The 26817-nt window shown below is 60.5% G+C and carries 29 protein-coding genes and 3 pseudogenes; 13 read left to right on the top strand and 19 right to left on the bottom strand.

Features of this window, described 5'->3' with window-relative positions; all coding sequences use genetic code 11:
- On the bottom strand, positions 1-848 hold an 848-nt coding region (locus tag ABQJ48_RS34355; protein WP_367842363.1), incomplete at its 3' end, for an IS110 family RNA-guided transposase.
- A gap of 62 nt (positions 849-910) precedes the next feature.
- Between ABQJ48_RS34355 and ABQJ48_RS34350 the strand changes: the two genes are divergently transcribed.
- Both ABQJ48_RS34350 and ABQJ48_RS34345 read left to right on the top strand, forming a co-directional pair.
- A complete protein-coding gene (locus ABQJ48_RS34350) occupies positions 911-1171 on the top strand; it encodes an IS4 family transposase (protein ID WP_473094234.1) in 261 nt (86 codons plus the stop codon).
- A 210-nt stretch (positions 1172-1381) separates the two neighbouring features.
- Complete coding sequence (locus ABQJ48_RS34345) at positions 1382-1585, top strand: hypothetical protein (protein ID WP_367842362.1); 204 nt, start codon at positions 1382-1384, stop codon at positions 1583-1585.
- Positions 1586-1824: 239 nt separating this feature from the next.
- Here the strand turns inward: ABQJ48_RS34345 and ABQJ48_RS34340 are convergent, their stop codons facing one another.
- The 5 genes from ABQJ48_RS34340 to ABQJ48_RS34320 all read right to left on the bottom strand — a co-directional run bounded on the left by ABQJ48_RS34340 (position 1825) and on the right by ABQJ48_RS34320 (position 3965).
- Complete coding sequence (locus tag ABQJ48_RS34340) at positions 1825-2031, bottom strand: hypothetical protein (protein ID WP_367842361.1); 207 nt, start codon at positions 2029-2031, stop codon at positions 1825-1827.
- Between the two features lie 52 nt (positions 2032-2083).
- Positions 2084-2239 (bottom strand): hypothetical protein, encoded by a 156-nt coding sequence (locus ABQJ48_RS34335; protein ID WP_367842360.1) that lies wholly within the window; start codon positions 2237-2239, stop codon positions 2084-2086.
- Between the two features lie 146 nt (positions 2240-2385).
- On the bottom strand, positions 2386-2787 hold the full coding sequence (locus tag ABQJ48_RS34330) for a type II toxin-antitoxin system HicB family antitoxin (protein WP_367842359.1): 402 nt from the start codon (positions 2785-2787) through the stop codon (positions 2386-2388).
- Between the two features lie 242 nt (positions 2788-3029).
- On the bottom strand, positions 3030-3308 hold the full coding sequence (locus tag ABQJ48_RS34325; protein WP_367842358.1) for a hypothetical protein: 279 nt from the start codon (positions 3306-3308) through the stop codon (positions 3030-3032).
- Positions 3309-3677: 369 nt separating this feature from the next.
- Positions 3678-3965, bottom strand: a complete 288-nt coding sequence (locus ABQJ48_RS34320) for a DUF1488 family protein (protein WP_367842357.1) — start codon at positions 3963-3965, stop codon at positions 3678-3680.
- 629 nt (positions 3966-4594) lie between these two features.
- Between ABQJ48_RS34320 and ABQJ48_RS37955 the strand changes: the two genes are divergently transcribed.
- The 4 genes from ABQJ48_RS37955 to ABQJ48_RS34295 all read left to right on the top strand — a co-directional run bounded on the left by ABQJ48_RS37955 (position 4595) and on the right by ABQJ48_RS34295 (position 8720).
- Positions 4595-5404: a CBS domain-containing protein gene (locus ABQJ48_RS37955; protein WP_473094233.1), complete on the top strand. Its 810-nt coding sequence runs from the start codon at positions 4595-4597 to the stop codon at positions 5402-5404.
- A 371-nt stretch (positions 5405-5775) separates the two neighbouring features.
- On the top strand, positions 5776-7749 hold the full coding sequence (gene acs / locus ABQJ48_RS34305) for an acetate--CoA ligase (protein WP_367842356.1): 1974 nt from the start codon (positions 5776-5778) through the stop codon (positions 7747-7749).
- Between the two features lie 56 nt (positions 7750-7805).
- Positions 7806-8405, top strand: a complete 600-nt coding sequence (locus tag ABQJ48_RS34300; protein WP_367842355.1) for an acetate uptake transporter — start codon at positions 7806-7808, stop codon at positions 8403-8405.
- 63 nt (positions 8406-8468) lie between these two features.
- The gene (locus ABQJ48_RS34295; protein WP_367842354.1) at positions 8469-8720 is read left to right on the top strand and encodes a cation-transporting P-type ATPase; all 252 of its coding nucleotides are present in this window, start codon (positions 8469-8471) and stop codon (positions 8718-8720) included.
- Here the strand turns inward: ABQJ48_RS34295 and ABQJ48_RS34290 are convergent.
- Together ABQJ48_RS34290 and ABQJ48_RS34285 are read right to left on the bottom strand one after the other, a co-directional pair.
- A complete protein-coding gene (locus ABQJ48_RS34290; protein WP_367842353.1) occupies positions 8701-9309 on the bottom strand; it encodes a lysylphosphatidylglycerol synthase domain-containing protein in 609 nt (202 codons plus the stop codon). The genes ABQJ48_RS34295 and ABQJ48_RS34290 overlap by 20 nt on opposite strands.
- 2 nt (positions 9310-9311) lie before the next feature.
- Entirely contained in the window at positions 9312-9740 is a 429-nt protein-coding gene (locus tag ABQJ48_RS34285) for a lysylphosphatidylglycerol synthase domain-containing protein (RefSeq protein WP_367842352.1), read from the bottom strand.
- A 448-nt stretch (positions 9741-10188) separates the two neighbouring features.
- On the opposite strand from ABQJ48_RS34285, the gene ABQJ48_RS34280 reads away from it, so the two are divergent.
- A complete protein-coding gene (locus ABQJ48_RS34280; RefSeq protein ID WP_367842351.1) occupies positions 10189-11226 on the top strand; it encodes a zinc-dependent alcohol dehydrogenase family protein in 1038 nt (345 codons plus the stop codon).
- A 29-nt stretch (positions 11227-11255) separates the two neighbouring features.
- Here ABQJ48_RS34280 and ABQJ48_RS34275 read toward each other — a convergent pair whose 3' ends face one another.
- Entirely contained in the window at positions 11256-11600 is a 345-nt protein-coding gene (locus ABQJ48_RS34275) for a universal stress protein (RefSeq protein WP_367842350.1), read from the bottom strand.
- A 372-nt stretch (positions 11601-11972) separates the two neighbouring features.
- On the opposite strand from ABQJ48_RS34275, the gene gad reads away from it, so the two are divergent.
- The 3 genes and pseudogenes from gad to ABQJ48_RS34260 all read left to right on the top strand — a co-directional run.
- Positions 11973-13358 carry a glutamate decarboxylase gene (gene gad / locus ABQJ48_RS34270; RefSeq protein WP_367842349.1) on the top strand — a complete coding sequence of 462 codons (1386 nt, stop codon included), beginning with the start codon at positions 11973-11975 and terminating at the stop codon, positions 13356-13358.
- A 27-nt stretch (positions 13359-13385) separates the two neighbouring features.
- Positions 13386-14906 carry an amino acid permease gene (locus ABQJ48_RS34265; protein WP_367842348.1) on the top strand — a complete coding sequence of 507 codons (1521 nt, stop codon included), beginning with the start codon at positions 13386-13388 and terminating at the stop codon, positions 14904-14906.
- A 33-nt stretch (positions 14907-14939) separates the two neighbouring features.
- Positions 14940-15314, top strand: a pseudogene (locus tag ABQJ48_RS34260) (DnaJ domain-containing protein); the annotation flags it as partial.
- 63 nt (positions 15315-15377) lie between these two features.
- Here ABQJ48_RS34260 and ABQJ48_RS34255 read toward each other — a convergent pair.
- The 4 genes and pseudogenes from ABQJ48_RS34255 to ABQJ48_RS34240 all read right to left on the bottom strand — a co-directional run bounded on the left by ABQJ48_RS34255 (position 15378) and on the right by ABQJ48_RS34240 (position 18642).
- Complete coding sequence (locus tag ABQJ48_RS34255; protein ID WP_367842347.1) at positions 15378-16667, bottom strand: NRAMP family divalent metal transporter; 1290 nt, start codon at positions 16665-16667, stop codon at positions 15378-15380.
- A 42-nt stretch (positions 16668-16709) separates the two neighbouring features.
- On the bottom strand, positions 16710-17093 hold the full coding sequence (locus ABQJ48_RS34250) for a hypothetical protein (RefSeq protein WP_367842346.1): 384 nt from the start codon (positions 17091-17093) through the stop codon (positions 16710-16712).
- A gap of 714 nt (positions 17094-17807) precedes the next feature.
- Positions 17808-17993, bottom strand: a pseudogene (locus ABQJ48_RS34245) (PRC-barrel domain containing protein); the annotation flags it as partial.
- Between the two features lie 58 nt (positions 17994-18051).
- On the bottom strand, positions 18052-18642 hold the full coding sequence (locus ABQJ48_RS34240) for a BPSL1445 family SYLF domain-containing lipoprotein (protein ID WP_367842345.1): 591 nt from the start codon (positions 18640-18642) through the stop codon (positions 18052-18054).
- Positions 18643-18665: 23 nt separating this feature from the next.
- Between ABQJ48_RS34240 and ABQJ48_RS34235 the strand changes: the two genes are divergently transcribed.
- A complete protein-coding gene (locus tag ABQJ48_RS34235; protein ID WP_367842366.1) occupies positions 18666-19034 on the top strand; it encodes a sensor histidine kinase in 369 nt (122 codons plus the stop codon).
- A gap of 321 nt (positions 19035-19355) precedes the next feature.
- A complete protein-coding gene (locus ABQJ48_RS34230) occupies positions 19356-20075 on the top strand; it encodes a Crp/Fnr family transcriptional regulator (protein ID WP_367842365.1) in 720 nt (239 codons plus the stop codon).
- A gap of 179 nt (positions 20076-20254) precedes the next feature.
- Here ABQJ48_RS34230 and ABQJ48_RS34225 read toward each other — a convergent pair whose 3' ends face one another.
- From ABQJ48_RS34225 to ABQJ48_RS34200, 6 genes and pseudogenes are all read right to left on the bottom strand, one after another.
- A complete protein-coding gene (locus tag ABQJ48_RS34225; RefSeq protein WP_367842344.1) occupies positions 20255-20458 on the bottom strand; it encodes a hypothetical protein in 204 nt (67 codons plus the stop codon).
- 931 nt (positions 20459-21389) lie between these two features.
- The gene (locus ABQJ48_RS34220; protein WP_367842364.1) at positions 21390-22550 is read right to left on the bottom strand and encodes an IS30 family transposase; all 1161 of its coding nucleotides are present in this window, start codon (positions 22548-22550) and stop codon (positions 21390-21392) included.
- Positions 22551-22946: 396 nt separating this feature from the next.
- Positions 22947-23657 carry a nitroreductase family protein gene (locus ABQJ48_RS34215; protein WP_367842343.1) on the bottom strand — a complete coding sequence of 237 codons (711 nt, stop codon included), beginning with the start codon at positions 23655-23657 and terminating at the stop codon, positions 22947-22949.
- A gap of 22 nt (positions 23658-23679) precedes the next feature.
- Entirely contained in the window at positions 23680-24546 is an 867-nt protein-coding gene (locus ABQJ48_RS34210) for a SagB/ThcOx family dehydrogenase (protein WP_367842342.1), read from the bottom strand.
- A 214-nt stretch (positions 24547-24760) separates the two neighbouring features.
- Positions 24761-25015 (bottom strand): DUF2513 domain-containing protein, encoded by a 255-nt coding sequence (locus ABQJ48_RS34205; protein WP_367842341.1) that lies wholly within the window; start codon positions 25013-25015, stop codon positions 24761-24763.
- A gap of 219 nt (positions 25016-25234) precedes the next feature.
- A pseudogene (locus tag ABQJ48_RS34200) lies at positions 25235-25551 on the bottom strand (hypothetical protein).
- Between the two features lie 594 nt (positions 25552-26145).
- On the opposite strand from ABQJ48_RS34200, the gene ABQJ48_RS34195 reads away from it, so the two are divergent.
- Positions 26146-26406, top strand: a complete 261-nt coding sequence (locus ABQJ48_RS34195) for a transcriptional regulator (protein ID WP_367842340.1) — start codon at positions 26146-26148, stop codon at positions 26404-26406.
- Positions 26407-26817 lie beyond the last annotated feature (411 nt).

Raw genomic sequence — 26817 nt, 5'->3', positions numbered from 1 at the left:
CGCGCGCCGTGAATGAGCAAAGTGCGCAGGTACGTGTCACCGCGGCGGCTGATGTGACACAGCCGCGACTTGCCGCCGGAAGAATACTGCCGCGGCACGAGGCCCAGCCAGGCAGCCAGATGCAGGCCATTGCGGAACTGTCTGGCGTCGCCGACTGCTGCGACGATGGCCGTCGCTGAAATCGGGCCAATGCCGGGGATCTGGGCGATCTTGCGACACAGCGCCGATCGCTTCATGAACGAGCGGATAGATACCTCGATGAAGGGGATGCGTTCTTCGATCGTGCGCAGGTGCTCAAGGAGTTCGGTCAGCAGTGTTTGGCAAAATGGGGTGAGCTCGTCGGCGCTGTTACGCAGCAGTTCCGGGACCGCACGCTTGAATGCTTCCGGTGACCGCGAGATCGCAAGACCGCGTTCGCCAAGAAGGCCGCGCATCTGGTTGATCAGCGCAGTACGGTGGCGCAACAGGATGGCACGCATGCGATGCGCCGCCTGGATGTCCTGCTGCTCGACGGATTTAACCGGCACGAAGCGCATGGTGGGCCGGCTCGCGGCCTCGACGATCGCCTCGGCATCGTTGCGATCGTTCTTGTTGGTCTTGACAAACGGTGTGACGTACTGGGGGCTGATCAGCCGGACTTCTGTTCCCATTGACTGGAAGCGCCGTGCCCAGTGCTGAGCAGTGCTGCAGGCTTCCATGACGACCAGTCTCGGCTTGAGCGTACGCACGCATTCAGCCAGCGAGCCACGCGAAACCTTTGCCCGATGTACGGCCCGTCCGCGGCGATCGGCCCCGTGAAGCTGGAAGACCTCTTTCGCGAGATCGATACCGAGAATGTCGATTTCCATGATGAACCTCCACACGTCAGGTTGATGTCCGTCAGTGTCTCCCGAAGGGAGGCGTCGGGTCCATCTCAGTAGAACCGAACGCGTCGCTCTTTTTCGCGGCTGACGAGATACACGGCGCTCACGTGCTCTGCAAGAAGGCGCGTCCGAAAAAACCACCGACGCTCAGCCAGGTGACACGGATGATCGCGTCACCAGGCGGATTCCTCGGGCGCAAGAGCGACGGCGAACCGGGCGCGAAGACCCTGTGGATTGGCACGCAGCGGGTCATGGATGCTGCGATCATCATCCAGATCTTGCGCGACGGCTATCACACTTCTGTATAACGAAATGCATTTAACCGTCTCGCCGCTGCGTTGAGTTCGCCCTGTCCATACACCGACAGGTCGATTTCAGCGCGACTGCCAGATACAGCCAGTTCTGCGCCGTGTGTGAAAGTCAACTCTCTCCTAACCCGGTACGGTAGCGTGCAGACGTGTATGCCCGGTCACCCTACACTTGCTGCCAGCGCATGTGCTGCCACTCAAAGGACCACGATGCTGCACCATCAATTCGAAGACGAGCTGAAGCACCTCGAACAGATCACGCCGCGGCTTGTCCGCGGAAGTCCTCTCGGAATACGTTACTGGCGACGTCGCGTTACGGCGCTGTCGATGCATCAGCGTCTGGTTCCTGATGGAGCGTCGCGGGTGACGCGACTGCTCGGGCTGTTCGACCAGCTTGAGCGCGAAGCAACGTGAAGTCGAGCCGCCATATTGCGTTTCTCAGCACGGTCCATCTCCCATTGGCCCCGCATTGATGCGGTTGGTGTTACGCCGGGCCGCCGCAGTCACGACAATTAAATTCTTTTTTTCAGGACTTGCGCCTTCAGCCGACATTCACGTGCAGGCGGTTTACCCGATTGGGAACCCGGCGCGGGTTCGCCGTCCGATGTGAATGCATTGGTCCATCGGCGTCGCTGCAGGTTGACAAGACCGCATCATTCTCTTCCGCCGCCGTTGATCCCGCTTCCACTTCTCCAGACCTGCTTGCCCCGTTCGGAGAGTTCACCGCAACTATGTGTCGCGTCGCCCTCCGTCCCTTCTATCGCCATGTCGCCGCCGGCCTGTTCCTGTGCCTTCTGTTTCTGCCTGTGGCGCGCCGCGACGGCTTCGTCATGCGATCTGCCCGCGTAATTCAGGGTCATTTTCCAACTCCTTCACGTAACAGCCATTACCAGACGCACCGATCGGCGCGCGTCATTCTCGGGGTGACAGTTCCAACTGCTTGCGTAGCCGGTCCAATATATGATGTTCATCGAGCCAGCGGATGTCCCGCTTTCGTAGAGCGTTGCGCCGATACCGGCGCAGCGCCGCGGCGAACATGAGTGCCAGCCCGACCACGATGCCCCACATTGAGTGCGTCATATCATCCTTACTGGTTGTTCCCGACTTGCGTCAGGCCGCGACGGTGCGGAGGAACCGCACGTTCACATCCCGGCGCTTCCAGGGTGCGCTCCAGACCCGCGAGCTTATTGATGAACCGAACGGCAAGACGATGGTTAGCCTTCCTGCTTCTTCAGTTCGTCAACAAGCGCTAATGTGAGGAATGCAGAGCGCGTCATGCCGCGCTTCTTTGCCCTCGCATCGACTTGCTGAAGAAGGCTCTCAACCAGATTGAATTGAATAGCCACGGATTTCGAGGTAACACGCGCCAGATCGATGTCGACAAATACCCAGATCCCGTTGCCATCGTCCATTTGGAGCGCCTGCAGTTCCGACGTACTGCAGGTCGGGGCCGCGATGAGCTGCTCGCTGCGGTCATACATCGCTTCCACAGTCGCCTGGGCATTGCGGGTCAGTTCGTCGAATGAATCGCCGCTCGCGTCGGCGGTGGGGAAATCGGGGAAGCTGGCGCGAAAGCCCGTATTACCATTCCGGTGAACATACAGCGGATATTGCATGACCGGCTCCTTGGAGTGGAGCGCCGACAGACGCTCGCTGCGCAACTTCATGCCCGGGGGTGCTGGATGTACAACCGACAGCCGGCCAAGTCTGCGCGCATGTTTCATTAGACGCTTCGTGTACGAATACGCAATGACTTTCTTGTGTCATTGCAACGCCATATCGAGGAAAGGCCGAAGCCACCTGCTTACAGAGGGAATTGTTTGGCGAGGGGCCATGTTCTGACTGGATTCCAGGCCGCTCAGGACCCACCGGGCAGGCCAAAAAAGGCAGCACACGTGGCGCACGTGAGGAGTTCACTGGGACGGGCGACGCTGCTGGAGTTTGCGTCTGCTCCACCGCGCCCGGAATGCCGTCGATAGCCTGGTGTCGTTCTCAGCAACAAGGTAAGCCCAGCGACGGAGGTTTTGATGAGGCCTCCGATATGAAACCAGACATCGAACATGTCCTTCGATGTGGACTCGAAATCGACCTGAATTTCGAATCCTCGATATTCGATCGCCACCTGGTCATCAGTCATGCTGCTTTCCCACTTGAATATGAATCGGTCCGAGCACTGGCTTTTTGGGTGTGTCGGGGACAGAGAAGGAACTGCGCATCGAATCGTGTTGGAGGTTGATGGGACGCCGTGGGTCTGACGCAGACTGGCCGTCTCACGTGAGCTCAATCCGTCGTTGCGTCGACTGCCCTGGCCGGCTTGGAGGCGGGGGTGGTGTGCAGGCCAATGACCCTCGAGACACTGCGGGTCGGAAGGAACCCGACAGGTACCCGATACCGGTAACCGCCGTTAGAACCGAAACACCAATGTGGCTTCTTTCCGTAGTGGTCCGGGTGTCCGGCAAGACCTGGAACTGGCAGATTTGGGAGCATTCCCGCGAGATGGCCGCAGTTATGAAATCGAATACCGGTTCTGCGCACCACCGACATACAGCTTCTTCGCGATATCGAGGATGTTTTCGCGGCCCTGGTCGAAAGCACCGAGTATCGACCGCTCATCGGATCCCACGCCACTCTGCAGATTTCTGAGGATGGCGTCGTCGACCAGGAAGGTGATTTCGCGCGAGTTGTCGTAGCCCCAGAAACACACACAATGCCGGGAGGCATCGTAGCTACGGCTCGGGTTGGGAAATTGAAGCGCCTCGATCAGCTCTTCATGCCTGGGGCCGGGTAGCGCCACTTGCTAGCGTTGGAGTCGATGGCAGCCAGATTGGCGCGCCTCTTTTCCGCTCGTAGAGCATCCGCTGTGTCGAGTACGCGAGCACGCGTTCTGCGCTCGATGGAATACTCGCTCTCGCTGCACATTGTGACAGAGGCGGATTTTATCGGCGATCGCATGACGGAGCCCCAGAGATGGATGTCACTCAAGGCGACCGGTGTTCCGACTGTATACCCTTTGAGTGGCACTGCCGTCACTTCTTTTCTAAACCCCGGAGTGCGAGCGATGGGGGAAGCCACTGAAGCGTGTGTGGGACAGAATCCGGCCCGGAACAGGCAGTTGAGCGGACAGTGCACATACCGATGACTCGTCAGACGCTCGCTAGCGAGGCGGCCCCAGGAGCGACGGTCGCACTCATTGCAACCGGGCAGTTCTCGCGATTCAGGCGCGCGGCGGTTTTCTTTGGCCGGTGATACGCATTCTCGCCGGGCGAGGCGTACACTGAATCGCAAGGTGCCAGGACGGCGCCTCCTATATGACGCTTTCAGCCGCATCCTCCCCGATACGAGATCCGCTGCTAACCGCGTTGAGCGGGCATTTCCATTGTAGAAATCCGTATGGGGAGCATTTTCGTGCTAGTTAAAGATGTAATGAGCAAGCCGGTCTGTGTGCAGGCGGAGGAGACCCTCGATGCTGCAGCCCGCAGACTGAAGAAGGAAAATATCGGCGCACTGCCGGTATGCAAGCACGACCGCGTGATTGGAATGATCACGGACCGCGATATTACGATGCGCGGTGTCGCCGATGCACGTGACGTCAGTGAGATGACCGTACGCGAGGCGATGTCGGCCGAGGTCCTTTTTTGCTTCGACGACGATACGACTGAAGAAGCCGCGAGGATTATGCGGGAGAGCCACGTGCAGCGTCTGGCTGTTCTCGATCGTGTCGATAAACATCTCACCGGTATCGTATCGATGACCAGGTTAAGCGGTGGCGCCTCCGAGCGCCGACCTTACGAGGTAATTTTCCACAAGACGTTTTTCGATCATCAGGGGCATCCGCATCACAGTGAATTGATGCGTATTGCAGTGGCCCAGGGCACAAAGGAACAGGCAATTGCGACGGCCACCCGTCAGTTTGAAGAGATGAAAGAAGTCAAATCCTGGCACCAGCTCGCGAACGGATATGACGTCATCAGCGTTCATGTCGATGCAGGAGGCACAACCGTCGAAGAACGCGAGCCGACCTCGGAGCGAGAAGCCGAAGTTTGCGAAGGGCTGGGGAAATCTGGGAGCGCGAAGGTACCCCGGAAGGGCATGACGAGCGGATCTGGGGACAGGCCGCCGGCGAGATCGACCGCGAGGACCACGTTGCGGCGTGAGGGGGCGTGCGACAAAGAAGCTACTGAGATTCACTCTCCTTTGGTGTTTGCTTTCCCTGAGATGCCAGGCAGCCAATAATCTTTCGAGTCGGTACGCCACCGTACCGACTCCCCGCCACCATACGCGCACCGTCGTCGTAAGCCTGCTCTGTTTCCCACGCGCAGCGACCGAAACAGTTTCGCGTGACCGCACGTTCCTGACCGACTTTTCCGCCGTCTCCGAATTGCGCGCGGATTGGCCATCGCGAGATTCATCCGATCCCGGGAATTGTTTTTTCCATGCCCGACCTGGCAGGGCCCGCGGGCATCGCGCTGCGCAACCATATTGAAGTTCGCCGGCGATCCTACGTGCAGTCAAATTGCGCGCGGCCGCACTTTGCGCGAAAGCGCTGCAACGATTAGCCGAAGTACACGTACAGAGCACGCGTGAAAGCGTGCGAGGGACACGAAATGTCAACTACCGATTCAATTCTGGAGGAGCCGCAGGCATTCCTCCCGCACGCCAGCGTGGCGGCTTACGCCGCTATCTCCGGCATGCACGCCTATCGCGCGCTAGTCGCCGAGGCAGAGCGCGATTACCCGGGATTCTGGGCTCGTCTCGCGCGCGAAACACTGCAATGGAGAACCCCGTTTTCTTCGGTTCTCGACGAGTCGCGTGCGCCGTTCTATGAATGGTTCAAGGACGGCACGCTGAATGCATCGTACAACTGCCTCGACCGGCACGTCGAAGCGGGTAACGGGGATCATGTCGCCGTGATCTTTGAGGCCGACGACGGTGCGCTCACGCATGTGACCTATCGGGCGTTGCTCGAACGCGTGAGCCGCTTTGCCAATGCGCTGCGAACCCGCGGCGTAAAAAAGGGCGATCGCGTGGTGATCTATATGCCGATGTCGATCGAGGGCATCGTGGCCATGCAGGCCTGCGCGCGGATCGGTGCGACCCATTCAGTGGTATTCGGCGGGTTCTCGTCGAAGTCGCTCAATGAGCGCATCGTCAATGTGGGCGCGGTCGCGCTGGTCACCTGTGATGAACAGATGCGAGGTGGCAAAGCGTTGCCGCTGAAGAACATTGCGGATGAAGCCCTCACGATGGGCGGCTGCGACGCGGTCAAGAGCGTGATCGTCTATCGGCGCACGGGCGGAAAGGTTGCGTGGCACGAAGGTCGCGACCTGTGGATGCACGAACTCACGGAGGCCGAGGCGGCCACTTGTGAGCCGGAATGGGTTAGCGCAGAACATCCGCTCTTCATCCTCTATACGTCCGGTTCGACCGGCGTGCCGAAGGGCGTGCAGCACAGCACGGGCGGCTTCCTGATGTGGGCTGGGCAAACCATGAAGTGGACTTTCGACGCCAAGCGCAGCGATGTGTTCTGGTGTACTGCCGACATCGGCTGGATTACCGGTCATAGCTATATTGCATACGGTCCGCTGGTGATCGGCGCGACACAGGTGGTGTTCGAAGGCGTACCGACATGGCCGAACGCTGGCCGCTTCTGGGAGATGATCGCGAAACACCGCGTGAGCGTGTTCTACACCGCGCCAACTGCAATCCGCTCGCTGATCAAGCTGGCCGAATCCGATCCCAAGGTGCATCCGGACCGTTTCGACCTGACGACGCTGCGTTTGCTGGGCACGGTCGGCGAGCCGATCAACCCCGCTGCGTGGACGTGGTTTTACGAGCACGTCGGCCACAGCCATTGTCCCGTCATCGACACCTGGTGGCAGACCGAAACGGGCGGTCATATGATCGCGCCGATGCCGGGCGCCACGCCGCTCGTGCCCGGTTCGTGCACGCTGCCTCTGCCGGGCATCATGGCCGCGGTGGTCGATGAGACGGGCCACGATGTGCCGAACGGGCAGGGTGGCATTCTCGTCATCAAACGTCCGTGGCCCTCGATGCTGCGCAACGTATGGGGCGATCCGGACCGTTACACGAAGAGTTACTTCCCGGAGGAACTCGGCGGCAAGCTCTATCTCGCGGGCGACGGTGCGGTGCGCGATGAGGACACTGGCTATTTCACGATTACCGGACGTATCGACGACGTGCTCAACGTATCGGGTCACCGGCTCGGCACGATGGAGATCGAGTCGGCACTCGTCGCGAACCCGCTGGTGGCGGAAGCCGCAGTCGTCGGCCGTGCTGACGAGACGACCGGCGAAGTTGTCGTCGCGTTCGTGGTGTTGAAGGGCGAGCGGCCAACAGGCGACGACGCGAACACAATCGCGAACGAACTGCGTGCGTGGGTGGGCAAGGAGATCGGGCCGATTGCGAAACCGAAGGAAATCCGCTTTGGCGAGAATCTGCCTAAAACCCGTTCGGGCAAGATCATGCGCCGTTTGCTGCGCTCACTGGCGGCCGGCGAAGAGATCACACAGGACGTATCCACGCTGGAAAACCCGGCAATTCTCGAACAGCTCGGGTGATCTTTCGCGAAGCTCGCGGGGGTCCCCGGATCGCTTTTCATCTTCAGGAGCAGGCCATGGCCAGCGCACCGATCCGAACTACACTTGCGAACCCTGCGCCACTGGGTCTCGCTGGCTTTGCATTGACGACGTGGCTGCTGAGCATGATCAACGCTGGCTGGTTTTCGGGCGAGTCGATGGGCCTCGTGCTGGCCTGCGCGCTCGCTTACGGCGGGACTGCGCAGGCCATTGCCGGCATCATGGAGTTGCCGCGCGGCAATACGTTCGGCGCGACGGCCTTTCTGAGCTATGGGGCTTTCTGGTGGTCGTTCGCACTCTTTGTGCTGTTTCTGCACGACAAGGTGCCCCCCGCGTTTGTCGGCTGGTACCTGTTCCTGTGGGGGACGTTCACGTTCTATATGTGGCTGGCCACGTTTCGCTCGCCTCGCGCGTTGCAGTTCATTTTTCTGGCGCTCTGGATCACCTTCGGCCTGCTGGCTGGAGGGGAGTGGACGGGTTCAGGGCTGGTGCGGATGGCGGGCGGCTATATGGGGCTCGTCACGGCGGCGCTCGCGTTCTATCTCTCCGCGGCCGATGTGCTCAACGAGGTGCACGGGCGGGTCATTCTGCCGGTCGGCGATCCACGGGTATTTAGCCGGCATGCTGTGGCGCTTTGATAGTCCAGCGGGGCGTCGGCTGCTGATTGTTTCGACACAGGGGCGTGATTGTGACGTCTGTCCGTGCCGATCATTGAAGCGGCAAGCCAGCCGGATGTAGCGATCAAGACCGGTCTGAGCAGCATTGAAGCGCGCCGCAGGCGTGCGGGGGCGAGTACGAACATGCTCCCGGACACGTCGGCGAGCACGTGGCGCATGGTGCTGATGAAATTCCGGGCGCCAGTGCCGTGGATGCTCGAAGCCGCCGTGGCATTGCAGTGTGCGCTCGGCCGCTTCGCCGAAGCAGGGATCATTGTCAGGCCAATGCCCTTCTAGGCGTTTTGCAGGAGAGCCGGGCGCAGGCGACGCTGGCCGCATTGAAAAGTCGCGCCTCGCCATGAATACGATTGGCGCTGCCTAGTGGCGCCGTATTTCCCGGCGTGCCAACCAGATGCCAGGCAGCATCGGCAGCCAGAACGTCAGCGCGCGCAACAGAAGGGGGTGGCTGCGAGCGCCGCCTCCACCGCCACGCCAAGCAAACCCAGCATCCCACGGAGGTGGCTTCGAAGGTCCCCAAGCCGACCGGAATGGGACCGATAGTGGCCACCATCGACGCGATGATAAAGCTCACGAACACGACCCAAAGCGGCGGCACATCACCGATCGCGTTGAACGTGAGCCAGAGCGTCAAGGCGTCGAATACGAAGATGGCCAGTTGCAGTCCCGCTGTCTGCAACAGCAGACGCGGGCTACACAGCAGGTGAGTGGGCGCGTCGGTCAACTCCTGAAGCAGCGTAGTGGCGCCCAGGCACTTGCTGAGCCATGCGATCGGCGCACGCTGGCCCCATTGTTTAAGTCCCAGCACGGCAGCCGGCACCGCCACCGTCACGACTACAAAGATCGCCACGCCGGCGATCGGCGTCACGTTCACCGATGCTGGAGCCACACCACGCCGCCGCTTGCGAGCACCACGAACAGGTAGGCGATGTCGTACGACACCATGCCGACCAGCATGGCGGGCATCGCAATCCCGGCAGGAACGCGCCGGCCGGTCAGGCCATGCACCACGAGCATCGTGCCGCTGATGCCGCCGCTCGGCAGCACCTCATCGGTAAAGACCTTGGCGATGCCGACTGGAACGAGGGTGCACAGAGACAGTGGATGCCCGGCCTGGCTCAAAGCTTTGCGCCAGACGAACGCCGCGCTGATATAGGTGCCTGACTGAACCGCAAGCGCGACCAGCATCCAGCCGGGGCGAGCCGAGCGTATCAGCCCGGCCATCTTTTGCAGTGAGCCGAGGTGCAACACCACCAGAATGACGACGAGAAATCCCGTCAGTCCGACGATCCAGACCATGAGCAGGCGCAGCGGCGATGTTTGCCGAGCAACCCGGGCGCGATGTGCACGAGGCCGGTCTCGGCGACAGGCCTCGTCTTGGGCAGCAACGCGCCGCTTCCCGGCATCAGCGGGGCGTGGACGGAGCGGATCTGCTGAGCGCTCATTGGATCAGATGCGATTGAAGGTGCTGAAAGAGTTCGTGCCCTGGCGGGTGGCGTCCCTTCGCCTGCCCGCCTGGTCGCTTTGAAACACGTTGCTCGCGCGCTGGCGCGATGTCGGTACGGTTTCGTACGCGGTCGGGCCAACGCGCTCGGCCGGCCGCCATGCGGTCCGCCACCGTACCGACTTTTTCGGCGTGACGCGGCATAGTGGTTTCAGGCGATGACAGCCGCGCGTCAGTTCAACCGCCCGAACAAACATACGTCACTGCGTACGGGACTATCCCATGCAACCGGAGTTACCGACAATGAAAGCACTCGTTTATCTTGGTCCTGGCAAGAAGGCCGTTGAAGAACGGCCCAAACCAGCGATCGAGGCGTCCACCGACGCCGTCGTCAAGATCAGCAAGACGACAATTTGCGGGACAGACCTGCACATTCTCAAGGGCGATGTCGCGACCTGTCAGCCCGGCCGCGTGCTCGGCCATGAAGGTACCGGCGTAATCCAGCAGGTCGGCGCAGGCGTCACGGCGTTCAAGCCAGGTGAGCGAGTCCTGATCTCCTGCATCAGCGCATGCGGAAAGTGCATGTATTGCCGCAAACTCATGTATTCCCATTGCGTCAGCGGCGGCTGGATTCTCGGCAACAGGATCGACGGCACGCAGGCCGAGTTCGTGCGAATTCCGCACGCGGATACCAGTCTTTACCGGATTCCCGACAATGCCGACGAAGAAGCGCTGGTGATGCTGAGCGATATCCTGCCGACAGGCTTCGAGTGCGGTGTGCTCAATGGGAAGGTGCAGCCCGGTAGTACCGTCGCTATTGTCGGAAGCGGGCCGATCGGGCTCGCCGCGCTGCTCACAGCCCGGTTCTATTCACCAGCCGAGATCATCATGGTCGATCTCGACGACAACCGGCTTGAGATAGCGCAGCGCTTCGGTGCCACGGCGGTGATCAACAGCGAGGACGGCAAGGCAGCCCAGGCGATCATGAAACTCACGGCCGACCGTGGCGTCGACACGGCAATAGAGGCGGTCGGCATTCCCGCTACCTTCGAGTTGTGCGAGGCCATCATCGCGCCGGGTGGGACGATCGCCAATATCGGGGTACATGGCGTCAAGGTGGATCTTCATCTTGAACACCTGTGGGACCGTAACATCACCATCACCACGCGGCTGGTGGATACAGTCAGTACACCGATGCTGCTGGACACGTTGCGCGCCCGCAAGCTCGATGCCAGGCTTCTGATTACGCATCGCTTCCGGCTCGATCAGATTCTCGATGCCTACGAGACATTCGCGCATGCCGCAGACACGCACGCGCTGAAGGTGATCATCGCGGCATAGCCGATCACCGCGACGGCTGCGTTGCCGCTCTAGCGCGGCATCTCATACATCGCAGCGGCAACGTCCGCGTGGCCTGGTTCGGCCGGCTCTACGCGCGTGGTTTGCGTCTGCCGGCTCGGCACCAGCAACACCGGACAGCACGCACTGCGCACCACGCGCTCGGCGACGCTACCGAGAAACAGACGCTTGAAGCCACGCCGGCCGTGCGTGCCGAGCACCAGCACGTCCGCATTGAATTCGTTGGCCGTGATGCGGATGCGCTCCGAAATATCTTCGCCGATCGGCGCGACGTCCACCATCCGCGGCGTGCCAGCCACGGTCTCGTGTTTCATCCGTGCCAGCGTGTCGGCCCGCAAGCGCTGGCCTTCTTCCACGAACGCCTCACGCAGGATCGTTGGATCGTAGCCCGGAGGCGTCGTACGCCATCAGGGGGTTGTCGATGACATAAAGCGGTTGCAATTGCGCGCCGCTCTCGCTGGCGAGTTGTAAAGCGGGCCCGGATCTCGGCGGCATGACAACCGATCGGAAACAGCACAGTGAACAGCACCACGTTGCGCTCAATAGCGTCGTAATGCAATGAACAGATGGCGTGGGATGCCGCAGCGCGGTACGGCACCGTACCGACTTCGATAGGCTCTGCGCGCACCGTGGTCAAGGAAGCTCTCCCGTCTACCAACATCTATTCCGCTCGCTCAGGCGTTCGTTCACGAACCCGCCGCGTTCGTTCAAGCAAGGAGTGTCACGCCATGACGTTTCTCAAGTCCCCGCCACCCACGTCCGATGCCGTCGCCGACGAATACGGCGCGACGATCTCGGGTTCTTCGCTGCCGAAGTACCGAATTCCGGAGGCGTCCTCCGACCGCCGCGCAGTATTCGATCTGGTGCGCGACGAATTGTTCATGGATGGCAACTCACGGCAGAACGTCGCGACGTTCTGCACCACTTACGCCGACGACGAAGTTCGGCGTCTGATGGATCTGTCGATCGACAAGAACATGATCGACAAGGACGAATATCCGCAAACCGCCGAAATCGAAATGCGCTGCGTGCATATGCTCGCGGATCTGTGGCATGCGACCAAGTCGTGGAAGACCACCGGGTGTTCGACGACGGGTTCCAGCGAGGCCTGCATGCTCGGCGGTCTAGCGCTCAAGTGGCAGTGGAAAAAGCGCAGGGAAGCGCAAGGCAAGCCGACTGACAAGCCGAACTTCGTCTGCGGACCCGTGCAGGTATGCTGGGCGAAATTCGCCCGCTATTTCGACGTCGAGATGCGCCAGGTGCCGCTCAGCGGCGACGCGACCGGACTGCGGCCGGACGATGTGGCCCAGTATTGCGACGAGAATACGATCGGTGTCGTGGCCACACTTGGCATCACGTTCACCTGCGTCTATGAACCGGTGAAGGCGCTGGCGGGCGCTCTAGACGCCTTGCAAGCCAATGTCGGACTCGATATCCCGATTCACGTCGATGCTGCCAGCGGCGGCTTTGTCGCACCGTTCATTCAGCCTGACCTGGAATGGGACTTCAGTGTGTCGCGCGTCAAATCGATCAATGCGTCGGGTCATAAATACGGGCTCGCGCCGCTCGGGGTCGGCTGGGTAGTCTGGCGCAGCACTCAGGACCTGCCCGACGAACTGATTTTCCGTGTGGATTATCTGGGCGGTGACATGCCGACGTTTGCACTGAATTTCTCCCGGCCAGCCGGACAGATCATTGCGCAATACTACATGCTGCTGCGCCTGGGCCGTGAAGGCTATCGGCATGTCCAGCAGGAGTGCGCCGACACCGCGCAAGCATTGGCTGACGGTCTGGCGAAAATCGACGCGCTGGAGATGATTTACGACGGGCGCGGCGCCTTGCCCGCTGTCTGCTACAAGCTGAAGCATCCAGAAACAGCGGGCTTCACGCTATTCGATCTGTCTGATCAGGTGCGCATGCGCGGCTGGCAGATTGCTTCGTACGAACTGCCTGCAGGGCGCGAGGACACCATCGTGCAACGCGTGCTGATCCGGCGTGGCGTGACCCGTGACATGGCGGCGATGCTGCTGGAGGACATCAGGCACGCCGTCGCTCATCTGGCGAAGAACCCGGTGCCGCATTCGAGCGCTGGCCCGACCTTCCATCACGATTGATGTCGCCTCTTCACAGGAGCGCACGAAATGGATAACACCGTTACCACCGCCGCCGCGTTGCCGGCCGCCAATACCCCAAAACGCGGTAAGTATCTAAGCGTCACGTCGATCGGTCTGATGACGGCCGCTGCCGTAGTCACCAGCCTGCGTGGGCTTCCTTTGCTGGCGAAGGAAGAGATGACGATGTTCATCTATCTCGCCTTTACCGTTGTTTTCTATCTGATCCCCGCGTCGCTGATTTCGGCTGAACTGGGGGGCGCTTTTGCGGATAGGCGCGGGGGTATCTACACGTGGGTTGCGCAAGCGTTCGGCACACGCTGGGGTTTTCTTGCGATCTGGCTGCAATGGATTCAGAACGTCGTCTGGTTTCCGGTCGCGCTGACGTTCGGTGCGGCGGCGCTCGCGTACACGATCGGCCGGCCGGAGCTGGCGGAGAACGGCGTCTACGTCGGGATTTTCTGCATCGTCGCGTACTGGCTCGCGACGTGGGTCGTGCTGCAAGGCGTGGAAGTCTTCGCGAAGATCGCCAACTGGACCTTCGTGATCGGCACCATCGTGCCGGGCGTCGTACTGCTCGCGCTGCTCGGCTACTGGATCAGCAGTGGCCACCCGCTCGGCTGGCAACATCTGAGCGATGCCTCACTGTCCCAGCATGGCCATGCCCGCTTCTGGCCCGCGATTCATGGCTTCGGCACGATCTCGTTTCTTGCCGGCATCGTGTTGCTGTTTGCCGGAGTAGAGGTGCAAGCGGTTCATGTGATCGACATGCGCAGCCCGAGTCGCGGATATCCGGCGGCCATCGGACTGGGTGCGCTAATTTCGGTGCTGATCTTCGCACTCGGCGCATTGCCGATCGCGGCAATCTTGCCGTACGAAAAGATCTCGCTGCAATCCGGCGTGTTCGACGCGTTTGGTGCCGTGCTTGGCGACATCTGGCACATGAGCTGGGCTGTGGCGGCGTTGTCGCTGCTGGTCGGCGTCGGTGCGATCAGTGGCGTGCTGGCCTGGCTGGGCAGTCCGTCGCGCGGCCTGCTCGAGACAGCACATGAGGGCGAGTTGCCGCCGATCCTTCAGGCGAAGAATCGCAAGGGCATGCCCACTCATATCCTGCTGGTGCAAGGTCTGATCGTGACCGTCATTTCGTGCTTCTACTTCGTGATCCCGGATGTATCGGTCGCGTTCTTCCTGATCTCCGCGATGACGATCTCGCTTTACCTGATCGCCTACATGTTGATGTATGCGGCGGCGATCCAGTTGCGCTATTCGGCACCTGCTTTGCCACGCCCCTTCACGGTGCCCGGGGGTTTAGCCGGCATGTGGCTGACGGCCGGCATCGGCTTTGCTGGAGTGCTGTTCAGTTTCGTCGTGTCGTTCTTCCCGCCCGACCAGTTGCCGGTCGGTTCGCCGTGGCTTTACACCGGGCTGGTCGTCCTCGGCATCGTCGTGTTCGCGGGCGTTCCGTTGATTATCCACCACGTGCGCCGCAGCGACTGGGCGACCGTTCATGACGCGCCGCTCGCTCGTCCCGCCGTGATACCGCTCAAATAGGTGCGCGCGCGGCCTCTCCCATAGGTCTTCAATATGAAATACAAAGACTACTACGAAGTGCTGGGATTGCCGCGCAGCGCGACGCAGGACGATATCAAGCGTACGTATCGCAAGCTCGCTCGCAAATATCACCCGGATCTGAGCAAACTAGACGACGCGGAGCCGCGCTTCAAGGAGGTCGGCGAGGCGTACAGCGTGCTCAAAGACACGGAAAAGCGTGCGGCCTACGACTGGATGGGCGACCAGTGGCAGAATGGTCAGGACTTCGAGCCGCCGCCCCAGTGGGACGAAGGCTTCGAATTCAGCGGCGCGAACGACCGCGGCGCCGAGGACGCACGCTTCAGCGAATTTTTCGAGGCACTTTTTCGCGGAGAACATGCCGGTGGTGGCGGAGCTTCGCGCTCGCACTCGATCTGCTGGATGAGATCGAAGCCTTGCGAGCGCAATATCCAAGGCGATAGAGCGGTTCGGTCATGCGAACCAGGTGACACCCATCGCCACGACCGTCGCCGCCATCACGCCGGTTGCAACCCAGCCGAGGATACGTAGCGCCGGCGGCAGCGTGAAACCGGACATGATGCGCTTACGCATCGAGAGATGCATCATGACGATCATCACGGGCACCGCGACGACACCGTTGAGGACGGCGCTCCAGTAGAGCGCCTTGACCGGATCGATTGACGTGAAGTTCAGGCCGGCGCCGATTGCGGTCGCGGCGGCGATCACGCCGTAGAACGCCTTCGCCTGCGAAGGCAGGCGCGCGAGGCCCACGCGCCACGCGAACAATTCGCCCACCGCATAGGCACCTGAACCGGCCAGCACAGGCAGCGTCAACAAGCCGGTGCCGATGATGCCGGCGGCGAACACAACGAACGTGAATGGACCTGCTATGGCACGCAGCGCTTCCGCGGCCTGCGCCGAAGTCTGAATATCGGTGAGACCATGTGCATGCAATGTCGTCGCCGTCGTGACGACGATGAAGAACGCGATCACATTCGAGAGCGCCATGCCGAGGTAGGTATCGACGCGGATCCGCGCGAACTCCGCGGGCGCTTCCCACGGCGCGTGGGTCAACGGATGCGCGCCGGGCCGTTCTTTTTCGTCTTCGACTTCCTGCCCGGCTTGCCAGAAGAACAGATACGGGCTGATGGTCGTACCCATGACGGCGACGATTGCGACGAGGTAGTCAGGCTTGATGGAAAGCGCTGGCAATAGAACGGCACGGCCGACCTGATCCCATGGCACTTTGACGACAAAGGCGCAGATCACATAGCTGAACAGCGACAGGCACAGCCATTTGAGAATGGACACGTAGCGGGCATAGCGGGTGAACACTTCCAATACAACGGACAGCAGCCCGAAGCCGCACACATAGAGTAGCGCGGGACCGGCGATCAGGAGCTTCAGCGCTGCGCCCATTGCGCCGAGATCCGCACCCAGGTTGATGATGTTCGCGACGAGCAGCAACCCGACTATGCTGGTCGACAGCCAGCGCGGATAGTGCTCACGCAGATTGCCCGCGATACCGCTCCCGGTCACGCGCCCGATGCGTGCACTGATCTCCTGGATCGCGGCCATCAGCGGGTAGCTGAACAGGAGAGTCCACGCGAGACCGTAGCCGAATTGGGCGCCGACCTGGGAATACGTTGCAATACCGCTGGGGTCGTCGTCCGACGCGCCGGTGATAAGGCCGGGGCCCATCACCTGCAGCAGTTTCGGGCGAGTCGGCTGCTTGACCGGATCGTGAGTGAGCGTGTCCATGAGCGGGGCGCTCCTGGTGGCTGGCGCGGCCGTATCGGCCCGTCAGATGGTTTCGGGCGTGGCGGGCTCGGTGGGCATGACGCCTTCGTGCGAGTCGAGCCGCGCCGGTTGGTGGGTCGCGAGAACCGCTTTGGCGCGTGCCATTTCATCCGGTGCGCCGTGGGCCATTACGATGAACCCATCGGCCTGGATGGCGGCTTCGTAATGGATGACGCTTGCCGTCGGCAGCCCCGCATTGACGAGCGTAGCGCCCAGCGCGCTGAGGGTGCCGACGACGACCGCCCCTTCGACAGCCGACACGATGACGACTGCCAGATGACCCAGCACCACGATCGGGCCGAGCACTGGAATCGTCAGAAATACGCCGCCCATCAGCAGGCCCCACAGTCCGCCCCAGAAAGCGCCGTATTTTCCCCACATTTTCATGCGATTGCCGACCGTGTATAGACCGACGATTTTTTCCTCGGTGTGATAGCCCTAGCCGACCACACTGAAGTTCTTCATGTCGAAGCCGCTGTCTATCAGCTTGCGCACGGCGGCATCGGCTTGATGGTGGTCATCGAAGACCGCAATTACGACGTCATAGGGAGTCATGCGGGTGGTCCTTGAATAGAGAAGAGGTAGGCAGGTTATTGCGCCCTGCTCGGCGAAGTTTGCACACGCGGCCCGGTGTTATTTCAGATTGGCGAACTCGGCACGCGCAAAGGTCTCAACCGATTCCCATGCGACGTCTTCACGTTCGAAGACCGTGTCGAGATTGACATTTTCGTTGCCCTTTGACAGGCCCTTCGGGACGACACACACGCTCGCTGCCCAACCGTCGGCATGTGATGCTCGACGGTCATGTGAGCGTCGTGTGTGGTGCTTGAAATAATTCTGTCGGTCATGCCACCGCCCGTCTGGTTGAACGGCGGCCGCACTACCCGTCGTCCGTGCTGAAGAAGTGCGCGGTTCGTCAACCCCTGTCAACGCCGCCATAACCGAACATATGTCGTTTTCGTCCGATCCGGCACCGCCCGCGCGGGCGGGGACCGCGTGCTGCGCGACGCCTCAATCCAATGCACCCCGCTCGCCGGCATCGGCATCCGACCAATAGCCGTGCTTGTCGTAAAACCGGTGTAGCATGACTTCGTAGTGCCGGTCGGTGCGTTTCACCGAATACGGCGAAACCAGTACCTGCCGGTCGTTGAGCCAGTTGCCTGTTTCGACCACCAGATACCGCACGCCCCAGGACTCGTCGTCGAAATAGGCCTGGTTGACCGAGCCGATGTCACCGTCGGATGCGTGCCCGGCGCTGCCATGCAGGTCGCTTATGCTTCGTAACATGGTTACTCCGCAGGATGAGAAAAAGGGCGCACATCACGCCGCACCGAGGGTCTGCTTTTCAAAGCGACGCGAGTCGCGTGACCTTGGTGCCTTCGAGCGACGCGCCCGCCATCAAGCCATGGTTGGTCAGCACGAAAGCGTTGACCTGACCGGTAGCGGTGCTCGTGTCGAGATTGCCGTTCGCGCCGATTTGCAGCACCGCCACGGACGCATCGCCGCCCGCCGACCATCCGTCCGTGCTACCGAAGCGGTTGAGCGACTCGTCAGTCATGAAGAGGAATACGATCGCGCGCGATTGCGCGCCGATCTGCCAGCCGATTGATCCGGTCGCCGTGCTGTAGTAGCCGACCGTGCGTCCGCCGACGCGTAACGAACCTTCGCCATACTGACCACCGACGACGAAGCCGGCGTCGAGTACAGACGGGAACACCAGCACCCCGCACGCCTTGCTGACCAGCTCATGCGAGCCGCTCACGACGTTATAGAGGCGTCCGAGCGTCGAATCGACGCCTGCATCGATGGTGCGGCGCTTGTCCATCTGCTCACTGCGGCTCGCGTCGGAAGAAGAGGGGGTGGTGCAGCCCGAGAGCGCCGCCCCGAGCGCGAGAAGCGATCCGGGTGTGCTCCAGATGAATGTTCGTCTAAGCATGATTTTGTCTCCGCGAATCGACGATAAACGCCAAGCTACGCGCAAGCGCGGGAGATTGCGGTACGTCAACGTACAGACCTCGTTATTACAGATCCGAACGCCACCGTACCGACTTACCGAACTGCATTTGCGATGCCATCAAAATCAATGACAATGGTTCGGGGATTTCGCCTGTCCTCCTACCGCATATTTTCGAGTTGTTCGCACAATCCAGCAGAACGATCACCGCGAGCGCGGGTGGCCTCGGCATTGGTCTCGCGGTGGTGAAAGCCATTGCCCGATCACACGGTGGTACCGTTTCGGCGGCCAGCGCTGGCCCCGGAGAGGGCAGTGAGTTCATGCTCAAGCTGCCGATCGTCACGTCCAGCCACGCTTTTTATGGCAACATGTAAGTGGAAAGGACGATTGCCGCGCAGCCGGTCGGTTACCTTGCAAAGGCGAAGGGAGCGACGATCTCGAAGTCCGTGCAAGCGGGGATTCCTGGCTGCGCTGCAACGCGAGGTCATGGCGACACGCGGACCGGCTCCTATTTCAACGCGACTTATAATCGATTATGTATCGACCACAGTTTGAGCCGCGCGAAGCTTTCCGCAAGGGTGTCGCGCTGCGGCATAGCCCGTAAAAGTGTTGCAGCATTCCTCCTATCCATCTTTACCCGTCAGGAAGTCGTCAGCGAAAGCGGCGGGTTCCAGGCGAGCTGCGGAGAGTGCGAAATGGCTCTAAATCGTCACCAGAACGAAAATCATCTGCTGGCAGTGTTGCCTGACCCGGAGTGGGATCGTCTCGCGCCACTTCTGGTGGCCGTAGATATGCCGCTCGGCAATGTCGTCTACGAATCCGGCGATCGCCTCAATTACGTTTATTTCCCGACCACCTGTATCGTGTCGCTGCTGTATGTGATGGAGGACGGTGCGTCCGCCGAAATCGCGATCGTCGGCAACGAAGGGCTCATCGGCATCGCGCTTTTCATGGGGGGCGAGACCACGCCTAGTAGGGCGGTCGTACAAAGCGCGGGCAAGGCGTATCGTCTGGACGCCCAAATCCTGAAAGACGAGTTTCATCGTGCCGGTCCTGTCCAGCGCCTTCTGCTCCGCTATACGCAGGCGCTGATCACGCAGATGGCGCAGACCGCCGTGTGTAACCGACATCATTCAATCGATCAGCAGTTGTGCAGGTGGCTCCTGCTCAGCATTGACCGTCTCTCTTCAAACGAACTGAAGATGACGCAGGAACTGATTGCCAATATGCTGGGCGTTCGCCGGTCCGGTGTAACCGAGGCTGCGCTGAAATTGCAGGATGCGGGTTTGATTCGCTACAGCCATGGCCACATCGAGGTGCTGGACCGGCCCGGACTTGAAGCACGTGTGTGCGAATGTTACGGCGTAGTGAAGCGGGAATTCGACCGGCTGTTACCTGCTTTGAAAGCGCTATAGAGATGGTGTGAGCCTGTCTTGAAGCCGTTACTGCTATGCGCCGCTCCACGAAGTCACGGCAACGGCGGGCTGCGTGCCGGCGATCGTCGCCATGCATGACCGCGTAATGCATAAAGCAGGGCGCGGTCGGTTTGAGACATGCACGCCAGAGGTCCAGATATCGGATGGCGCGCGACGCTTCAGCATGGCCTCGACACACTACAGAAGCGACGCGCCGACACCGTTTGCAGCTGTGCGGCTTGCTCATAAAACGACGCCGCAGCCGCCGCCTGTTCGAGCAGTACCGCGTTTTGCTGTGCCGCCTCGTCCATTTGTGGCACTGCGTGATTCGCCGGTTCAATGCCGATGCTCTGCTCTACCGATGCGGCGGTAAACTCTCCCATAATGTCTCTGACGCGCCGGACAGACTACACGATTTCATTCACCCGTTCGCCGGCTGCAGCCAGCCGATCCGTCCCGTCGTCAAGGGCCCGAACTATCCTGACATGTAATTGGCCTTGCCGGTAGGCAGGACATGCCTCGCGGCGAAACACGCGCCCGGCGATCATCGGTCGGGGAGCGCGGCGACATGCGAGCTTCTCATGCTGCATGGTGCGAGGAGAAGTGGTGGAATGGCCGCTATAGCGTTCACGACGGCTGTTCGAAATCCTCAAGTGCGGATGACTGAAACGGGTGTGCGCCGTGAAAAGGTGGCGCTTTCCAGCGGGTGCAAGCCCCGCCCGGCAACCGCTCCAGCCGGAAGCAACCGGAGCAGCTATGGAGGCAACGAAGTGGCTGAAGCCTTCGGTGATGCGTGTCACGAATTGGTGACAGCGCGAGTGTGCAGGCCGTAACGCGAGTGAACGCCTAGCAAACCTCGAAAATGTCGATGCGCAGGCCGACCCGAACACCCTATCGGGGAAGGCTGATACGACTGGATGGATGAGCGAAGCAGTGCCGCCAGTCGCTGCGCCGGGGTAGTGGGTTTGAGTGTCGCCCATGCGACGGCTATCGGATCATCCATTCACCTTGGCGACAGTGTGCAACCGCTGAATTTTGCGCAATCGACGCAAACCCGTGATTGCCGGTCGCACTTCGTTATCCCAGAGGCCGGTATTTAAGCGAAGCGGGCGTTTGAATGACAATTTCCGAGCGAGAGCGAACGGCGCTTCCTGGCCGGCAGTACGCATTCATCCATTTCGCCAGAAAGCTGCCGTTGCAGACTCCAACGCCCAGCTTTGTGAAACGTCCACGGAGCTGGTGCTTTCGGCCAGGAGCTGCCGGTGGCTGATCACGGAATGCACACCTCCGATTGTCCGGAATTCGTAGGCGGATTCAACCGGTGGATGCAATAGTTTGGTGGAATCGTTCGGCGGGTGTTTCGTAGTCCAGTGTCTTTCGCGGACGCTCATTCAATCGTCTTGCCACAGCGTTAAGTTTGGCCTGTGAATACACTGACAGGTCAGTGCCCTTCGGGAAATACTGTCTTAACAGTCCATTCGTATTTTCGTTCGAGCCGCGCTGCCATGGATGCTGGGGGTCGCAGAAGTAGACCTGGATATCAGTGGCCACAGTGAAACGCTTGTGTCCAGCCATCTCCGTTCCCCGATCCCACGTCAGAGATCTATAAAGTTCCTGCGGCAACTTGCTGGCATGCCTGATGAGTGCATTGACGACCGTCTCGCTATCCTTGCTGGCTATCTTGACCAGCATGACGTAACGCGTCTGACGCTCGACGAGGGTTGCAATCTGGCTGCTGCCACTACCGCACAGCAGATCACCTTCCCAGTGGCCCGGTACGGCCCGGTCTTCAACGGTCGCAGGGCGTTCGCTGATCGATACCGTGTCCCGAATCCTGCCGTGATCGTCAGTCTTCTGCGTGTGGTGGCGCGAACGACGCATGGCGCGGGTGCGCCGCAAGTGTTCCAGCAATTCCTTCTTCAAGGCGCCACGGGCCTGTATGAAGAGACTGCGATAGATGGTCTCGTGGGACACGTGGTAGTCCTCGTTGTCTGGGTACGCACGCCTGAGCCATCCGGCAATCTGCTGCGGTGACCACTGCAACTGGAGCTTGCCTGCCACGATGTGCGCCAGCGTTCGGTGCTCAACCAGTTTACAGGCTTTGGGACGCTGTGCCCGAGCCCAGGCAAGCTGATCGGCGTGGCTTGCCCGGTAGCCATCTGGTCCGCTGTTACGCTTGATTTCCCGGCATATCGTGGAGGGAGCTCGATCCAGTCGCATGGCGATCGACTGGATCGAGTCGTCAGCCACAAGCGCCCGCGATATCTCTTCGCGCTCAGCCAGCGTCAACGCCAATCTCGATCGATGCCTCTGTGGTGGCTGGATCCCGCCTGTCTCAGCCAGAATCCCTTGCACTGACGAGTGGTTCCGGTCAAAAAGCTGCGCGATCTTCTGGAGAGATTCTCCCTTCCGCCAACGTTCCCACATCAGCGCTTTCTGCTTCTCGCTGTAATAAATCCGCCGTCGCTGTTTCATTTGCAACACTCCCAGCTGCTTGTGCAGTCTTAAGTGTGTTGCATCCACCGGTTGAATCCGCCGTAATAAAGGAGACATTGGCGGAGATTAGCGTGGCAACATTGGCGGCGGCCGCTTATGCCTTTCCAGTTGCGACCACTCGACAATGTCCGCTTCCATGCCATTCGAATAGATGCTTTCAACCATCGCTACCTTGGGAAGCAGACCTTAAAGCAAGCTTTCTGGCGACGGTTCTATTCTTCGCATACGGGCGAGTCGCTTTCCTTTTGATTCTCACGCCAATACGTTTGGTTCGCCGCACATTGATAGGGAAAATGAGGACTACGTGCGACGGTCGGTCGAAAAGCGATCCTTGCGAATACCACCTCACCAGGATGGAGACGTGGTGCTTTCGCTTCACGGCTGAACCTCGTACGGCGGAAATGCTGACAGGCGGGGATCGTCCACCGCGCCACCGACGGTGAAGTGATACAGGCTTTGCCAGGCGTGATCCTCCGCGCCGAGAAGTGCGAGCATTTCATCATCGAAAAAGCAGCCAATCCCTGTCGCGCGCACGCCGGCGGCTTCGGCTTCGAGATAGAGCGCCTGGCCAAGAATGCCGCATTCCCAGAACAGATGGCGATAACGCCATGGCTGCTTCAACGCGATTCCGAATCTCGCGATCATCCCCAGCGCAAAACAGGAATCGGCGGCGATTCCCTGGTGGCAGCAGATCAACTTTGCCGTGGCGCGCAAATCGTAAGGCAGCAGAAGATAGAGCGGTAGATGATCGGGGCCGGCCTTTTGCCGCAGCCATTCTGGACGTAGAGACCGCTTGAGACCCGGCAGCGCGCCCGGATTTCTCACGAACATATACAGGCCCGGCTCCAGGTCACCCACGCGGTGCACCATGAGAGCCGCATGCACTGCTGCGGGAGACATTAGCGCATTCAACGGCGGCGTATCATGACGTGCCAACAGGCACGCCAGCATGCTGAAAAACGCCGCCGTGGCGATGCACGTTGTACCGTCGAAATTTACCGCGCTGCGACGCTGCCGCGCGATCCGGCCAAAGCCGAGATCAAGGGCGGGCGCCGCGGGCGACGGGCGCTCTTCCGGATTCGGCAAGGTCGGTTCGCGAGTACGGGCCTTATGCGTGGCGCGATGGATCGAATCGATATCCGGCCACTTCACATGTCCCGGACTCAGCTGATTCGCGCGTCCGTACCCACTGTGCGCTATCCAGGGCGATCAGCATGCGCTCAAGATCAGGCCGCAATTCAGGGTTGCCGATCCAGAGCAAGGCATCCGGCGCCTCTGCTTCTGCCTCCTCGAAATCCTCTCGGCGGTTCAATCCAAGCAGGTTGGTCACTGCGTCGTCCGCAGCCGCCTCCACCAGCCGAGTCTGCCAGCCAAGCGCTGCCGCTGCGTAACTCACCGCGGCGATGACATGACCACAATCGTGCTGACAGTAGCGCCAGGCGCGCACGCCGTATTTCCACGCCTCGCGCCAAGGGATCGAGCTTATGCCGACCAGGACACCACTTTGCGGGAGCGCCTCGCTCCATCGTTCGTCATCCACTGCAGCGCGACATTCAAGGGAATGGTCCCGGCTCAGGTAATGGTAGACCCCACCGGACAAGCCGGGCAGAGTCGGACACAGAAGATAGCCCTCGGTCGGATGCAGATTTCCACTCGAAGGGTTGCAGCGCAGTGCCCACCGCTGGGTGCCGTAGGATTTCCACGCCGACAGGCCGAGCGAAAGTTCGAACAGGATTGCCAGACTGGAAAGATCGAATCTGCGCGCGGGCGGTAAAGCGCCACAGCGCAGTTCGTTGTAGCGTGTAGTCAGGCTATCCGCGGCTAACGGCAGACCAATGCGCGGTGCGCCGTGAAACACCCGGAACGGATCCGGTTGGGTTGTCCAGTCGAGTTTCCCGGGGCCCGGAGCGTAGCCGCTGACGCGATGCTTGCTGCGCTCGTGGTATTCAAGCAACGCATGCTTTAACCGGCCCATGTTCCCCTCAGACCAGGGATAACCGCACATATGGCTGTACAAAACCGGCTGGCTGGACGTTGGGGCGCGTTCGTCATCAAGTCGTGGAACCGAACGCGCTTCAGCAAACTGCTATTGCGTTCGGCGCCTCCTGTGCGGTGCGCGGCAATCGGGTTGTCTTCACGAAAGCCGGCGGATGTTTCCAGGGGGATGTTTCCAGCGCTCAGGTCACCCTTCAGGTGTCTTCGAAGGCATTCGGGACCGCCGACTGCAAAAACTCGTGGCCGTCCCAGGTTAGCCGCCAGTCGCTACCCATCGAGCGGACGAGATTTGCGTCGGCCAGCAGGTTCAACTGATACCACACACCCCGGTTCGGAACATCGAACGCATCCTTGAGCGCGCTTTCAATGTCAAATTCGCTGACGTGCGGGGATTTGTTTTCCTCGAGAGTCTTCAATATTGCGAGTGCCAGATTCATATCGCGTTTCACGATCTCCTCCTGTTGCAGATAGGACGTACATCGAAAGGAGTCTCAGGGGAGCAGGCATCGAAGTACATGGCGAGCACTGTCTTCTCGCCGTTGGGGGGCGCTGATTGCAGAGATGACCGGCGGAGCCGCAGTCGATGTGTTTCCGGGTTCCCAGCAGGCTCATGCCACGGTCCGAACGCGTAGGGTGATTCAACGCCAGTCGCGAGCGCTGCCTGGGATTCAACGCTTCGGTCCCCTCATACCCTCGGTTTCCATCGCAGCATTCCGCTCTTCGCAGGCTTCAATGGGTTCCATGGTCTCGTCGATGGAAGCTGTCGCGCGTTCTGTGGCCGCCTTCGTTTCGTCGACGGTGGAACCCAGTCCTCCGTCGTCGTTGCCCGGCGCTCCAACATGTCTCGAAGCATGGCATCCAACTCCGGAGTGTCCCACGGCACGCCATGCTGCTCTTTCTTCTTTATGTAGTGCCTGACTTCTGCGTCCTGCTCCGGCGTCAGGGGAAGACCGCGAAATGTGTTTTGGGGGGTGGAGTCGGTCATGGCATTGCTCCGGAATTTATCCGATTTGAGTGTAGCGCTGTTGTGGCCAATGAGCCTCAACTATCGGTCTGCACATGGACTGATCCGTCCGTTCGCATTGGCTCGTCCAGCGAGCGGACGTTGCTGTCGGCACAGATACGAGTTCGGGCGCTTTGCGCAATTGCTGCTGATATCGGCACCGTGCAAACAATGCCCGGGCGGCCCAACGTCACGCGATGACATGGTTCAGCGCAGGGGCCCTACGCAGCAGGGACGTACCTCGAGCGTGGCTTTGCGTCTTTTTGCGGCACCTGCTGGCGGGTTCGACCGCTCATGGCGATACGCGCATCGACGCAAATTGCGACGGGTCATGAAGGATGGCAGGAACTATGAGAAAACTGTCCGGACAGTTTTCCATCGGACGCGTGCACAAAAGCTGTACGCTGATGATTCCCGACTGCGACCGGTTCGGACCCAGACGAGCGCATGGCACACGACTTTCACAACCTCAGCCGCAGCTATGAAGCACTCGGGCACTGCGTAACGTTCTAGGGTTACGACAACGTCGTGAAGGGGACCACGAATATCGCGGTCGGACAGACGGGAGGGCGAAAGATGCGACTGATCGAAGCGGACGAACGTCAGGCTTTCTTGGCGACCTTGCGGCGCAAGGGACTGGCAGAAGGTGAATTCGAACTGCTGGAAACGGATACGACTGACCCGAAGGGCGACGAGAACGTCGGCTTGCAAGGGTATGTCACCGTAACCAGACTATCAACACAAATTGCGAGGGAATACCCCATCGGCTTCGAAACCGGTTGGGTGCTGCATTTCCGACAGGATCTCGAAGCTGGCGTCTTCGATAAGCCGGAATGAGATCCCGCTGTTGCGGCGAACTCTCCGAGCGGGGCGAGCACGTATGGCGAAGTGGAAGCGGGATCAACGGCTGGGGGAGGGAGTGATGTAGCCTTGTCGATCCGGAGCGATGCGGGCGGAGTAATGCATTTCGCGCCACATCGCTCATGAATCGGGACGCTGGCAGCGATTGGCCTCGATCAGTAACCCCAGGCACCCTGGTGCCCAATGCGCCTACGCGGCGGTCTTTACTGGTGTCAGCGTGGCCCTGTCACATCCGCGCCCTGCAATCGCACAGGTGACCGCCCGCTTACGAGCGTCGAGCGTCAGAAACTGTGGCCGATAGCTCCGATGGGCCGGTGATTCCGCAAAGTCGACATTGATGAGCGACTAGCAACCGTGTACGGCGGCCCGGAGCAGCCGAGGGACAGC

The sequence above is a fragment of the Paraburkholderia suaedae genome (assembly GCF_040812055.1).
In the GTDB taxonomy this organism is placed as follows: Bacteria; Pseudomonadota; Gammaproteobacteria; order Burkholderiales; family Burkholderiaceae; genus Paraburkholderia.
This window is presented reverse-complemented; position numbering and strand designations above follow the sequence as displayed.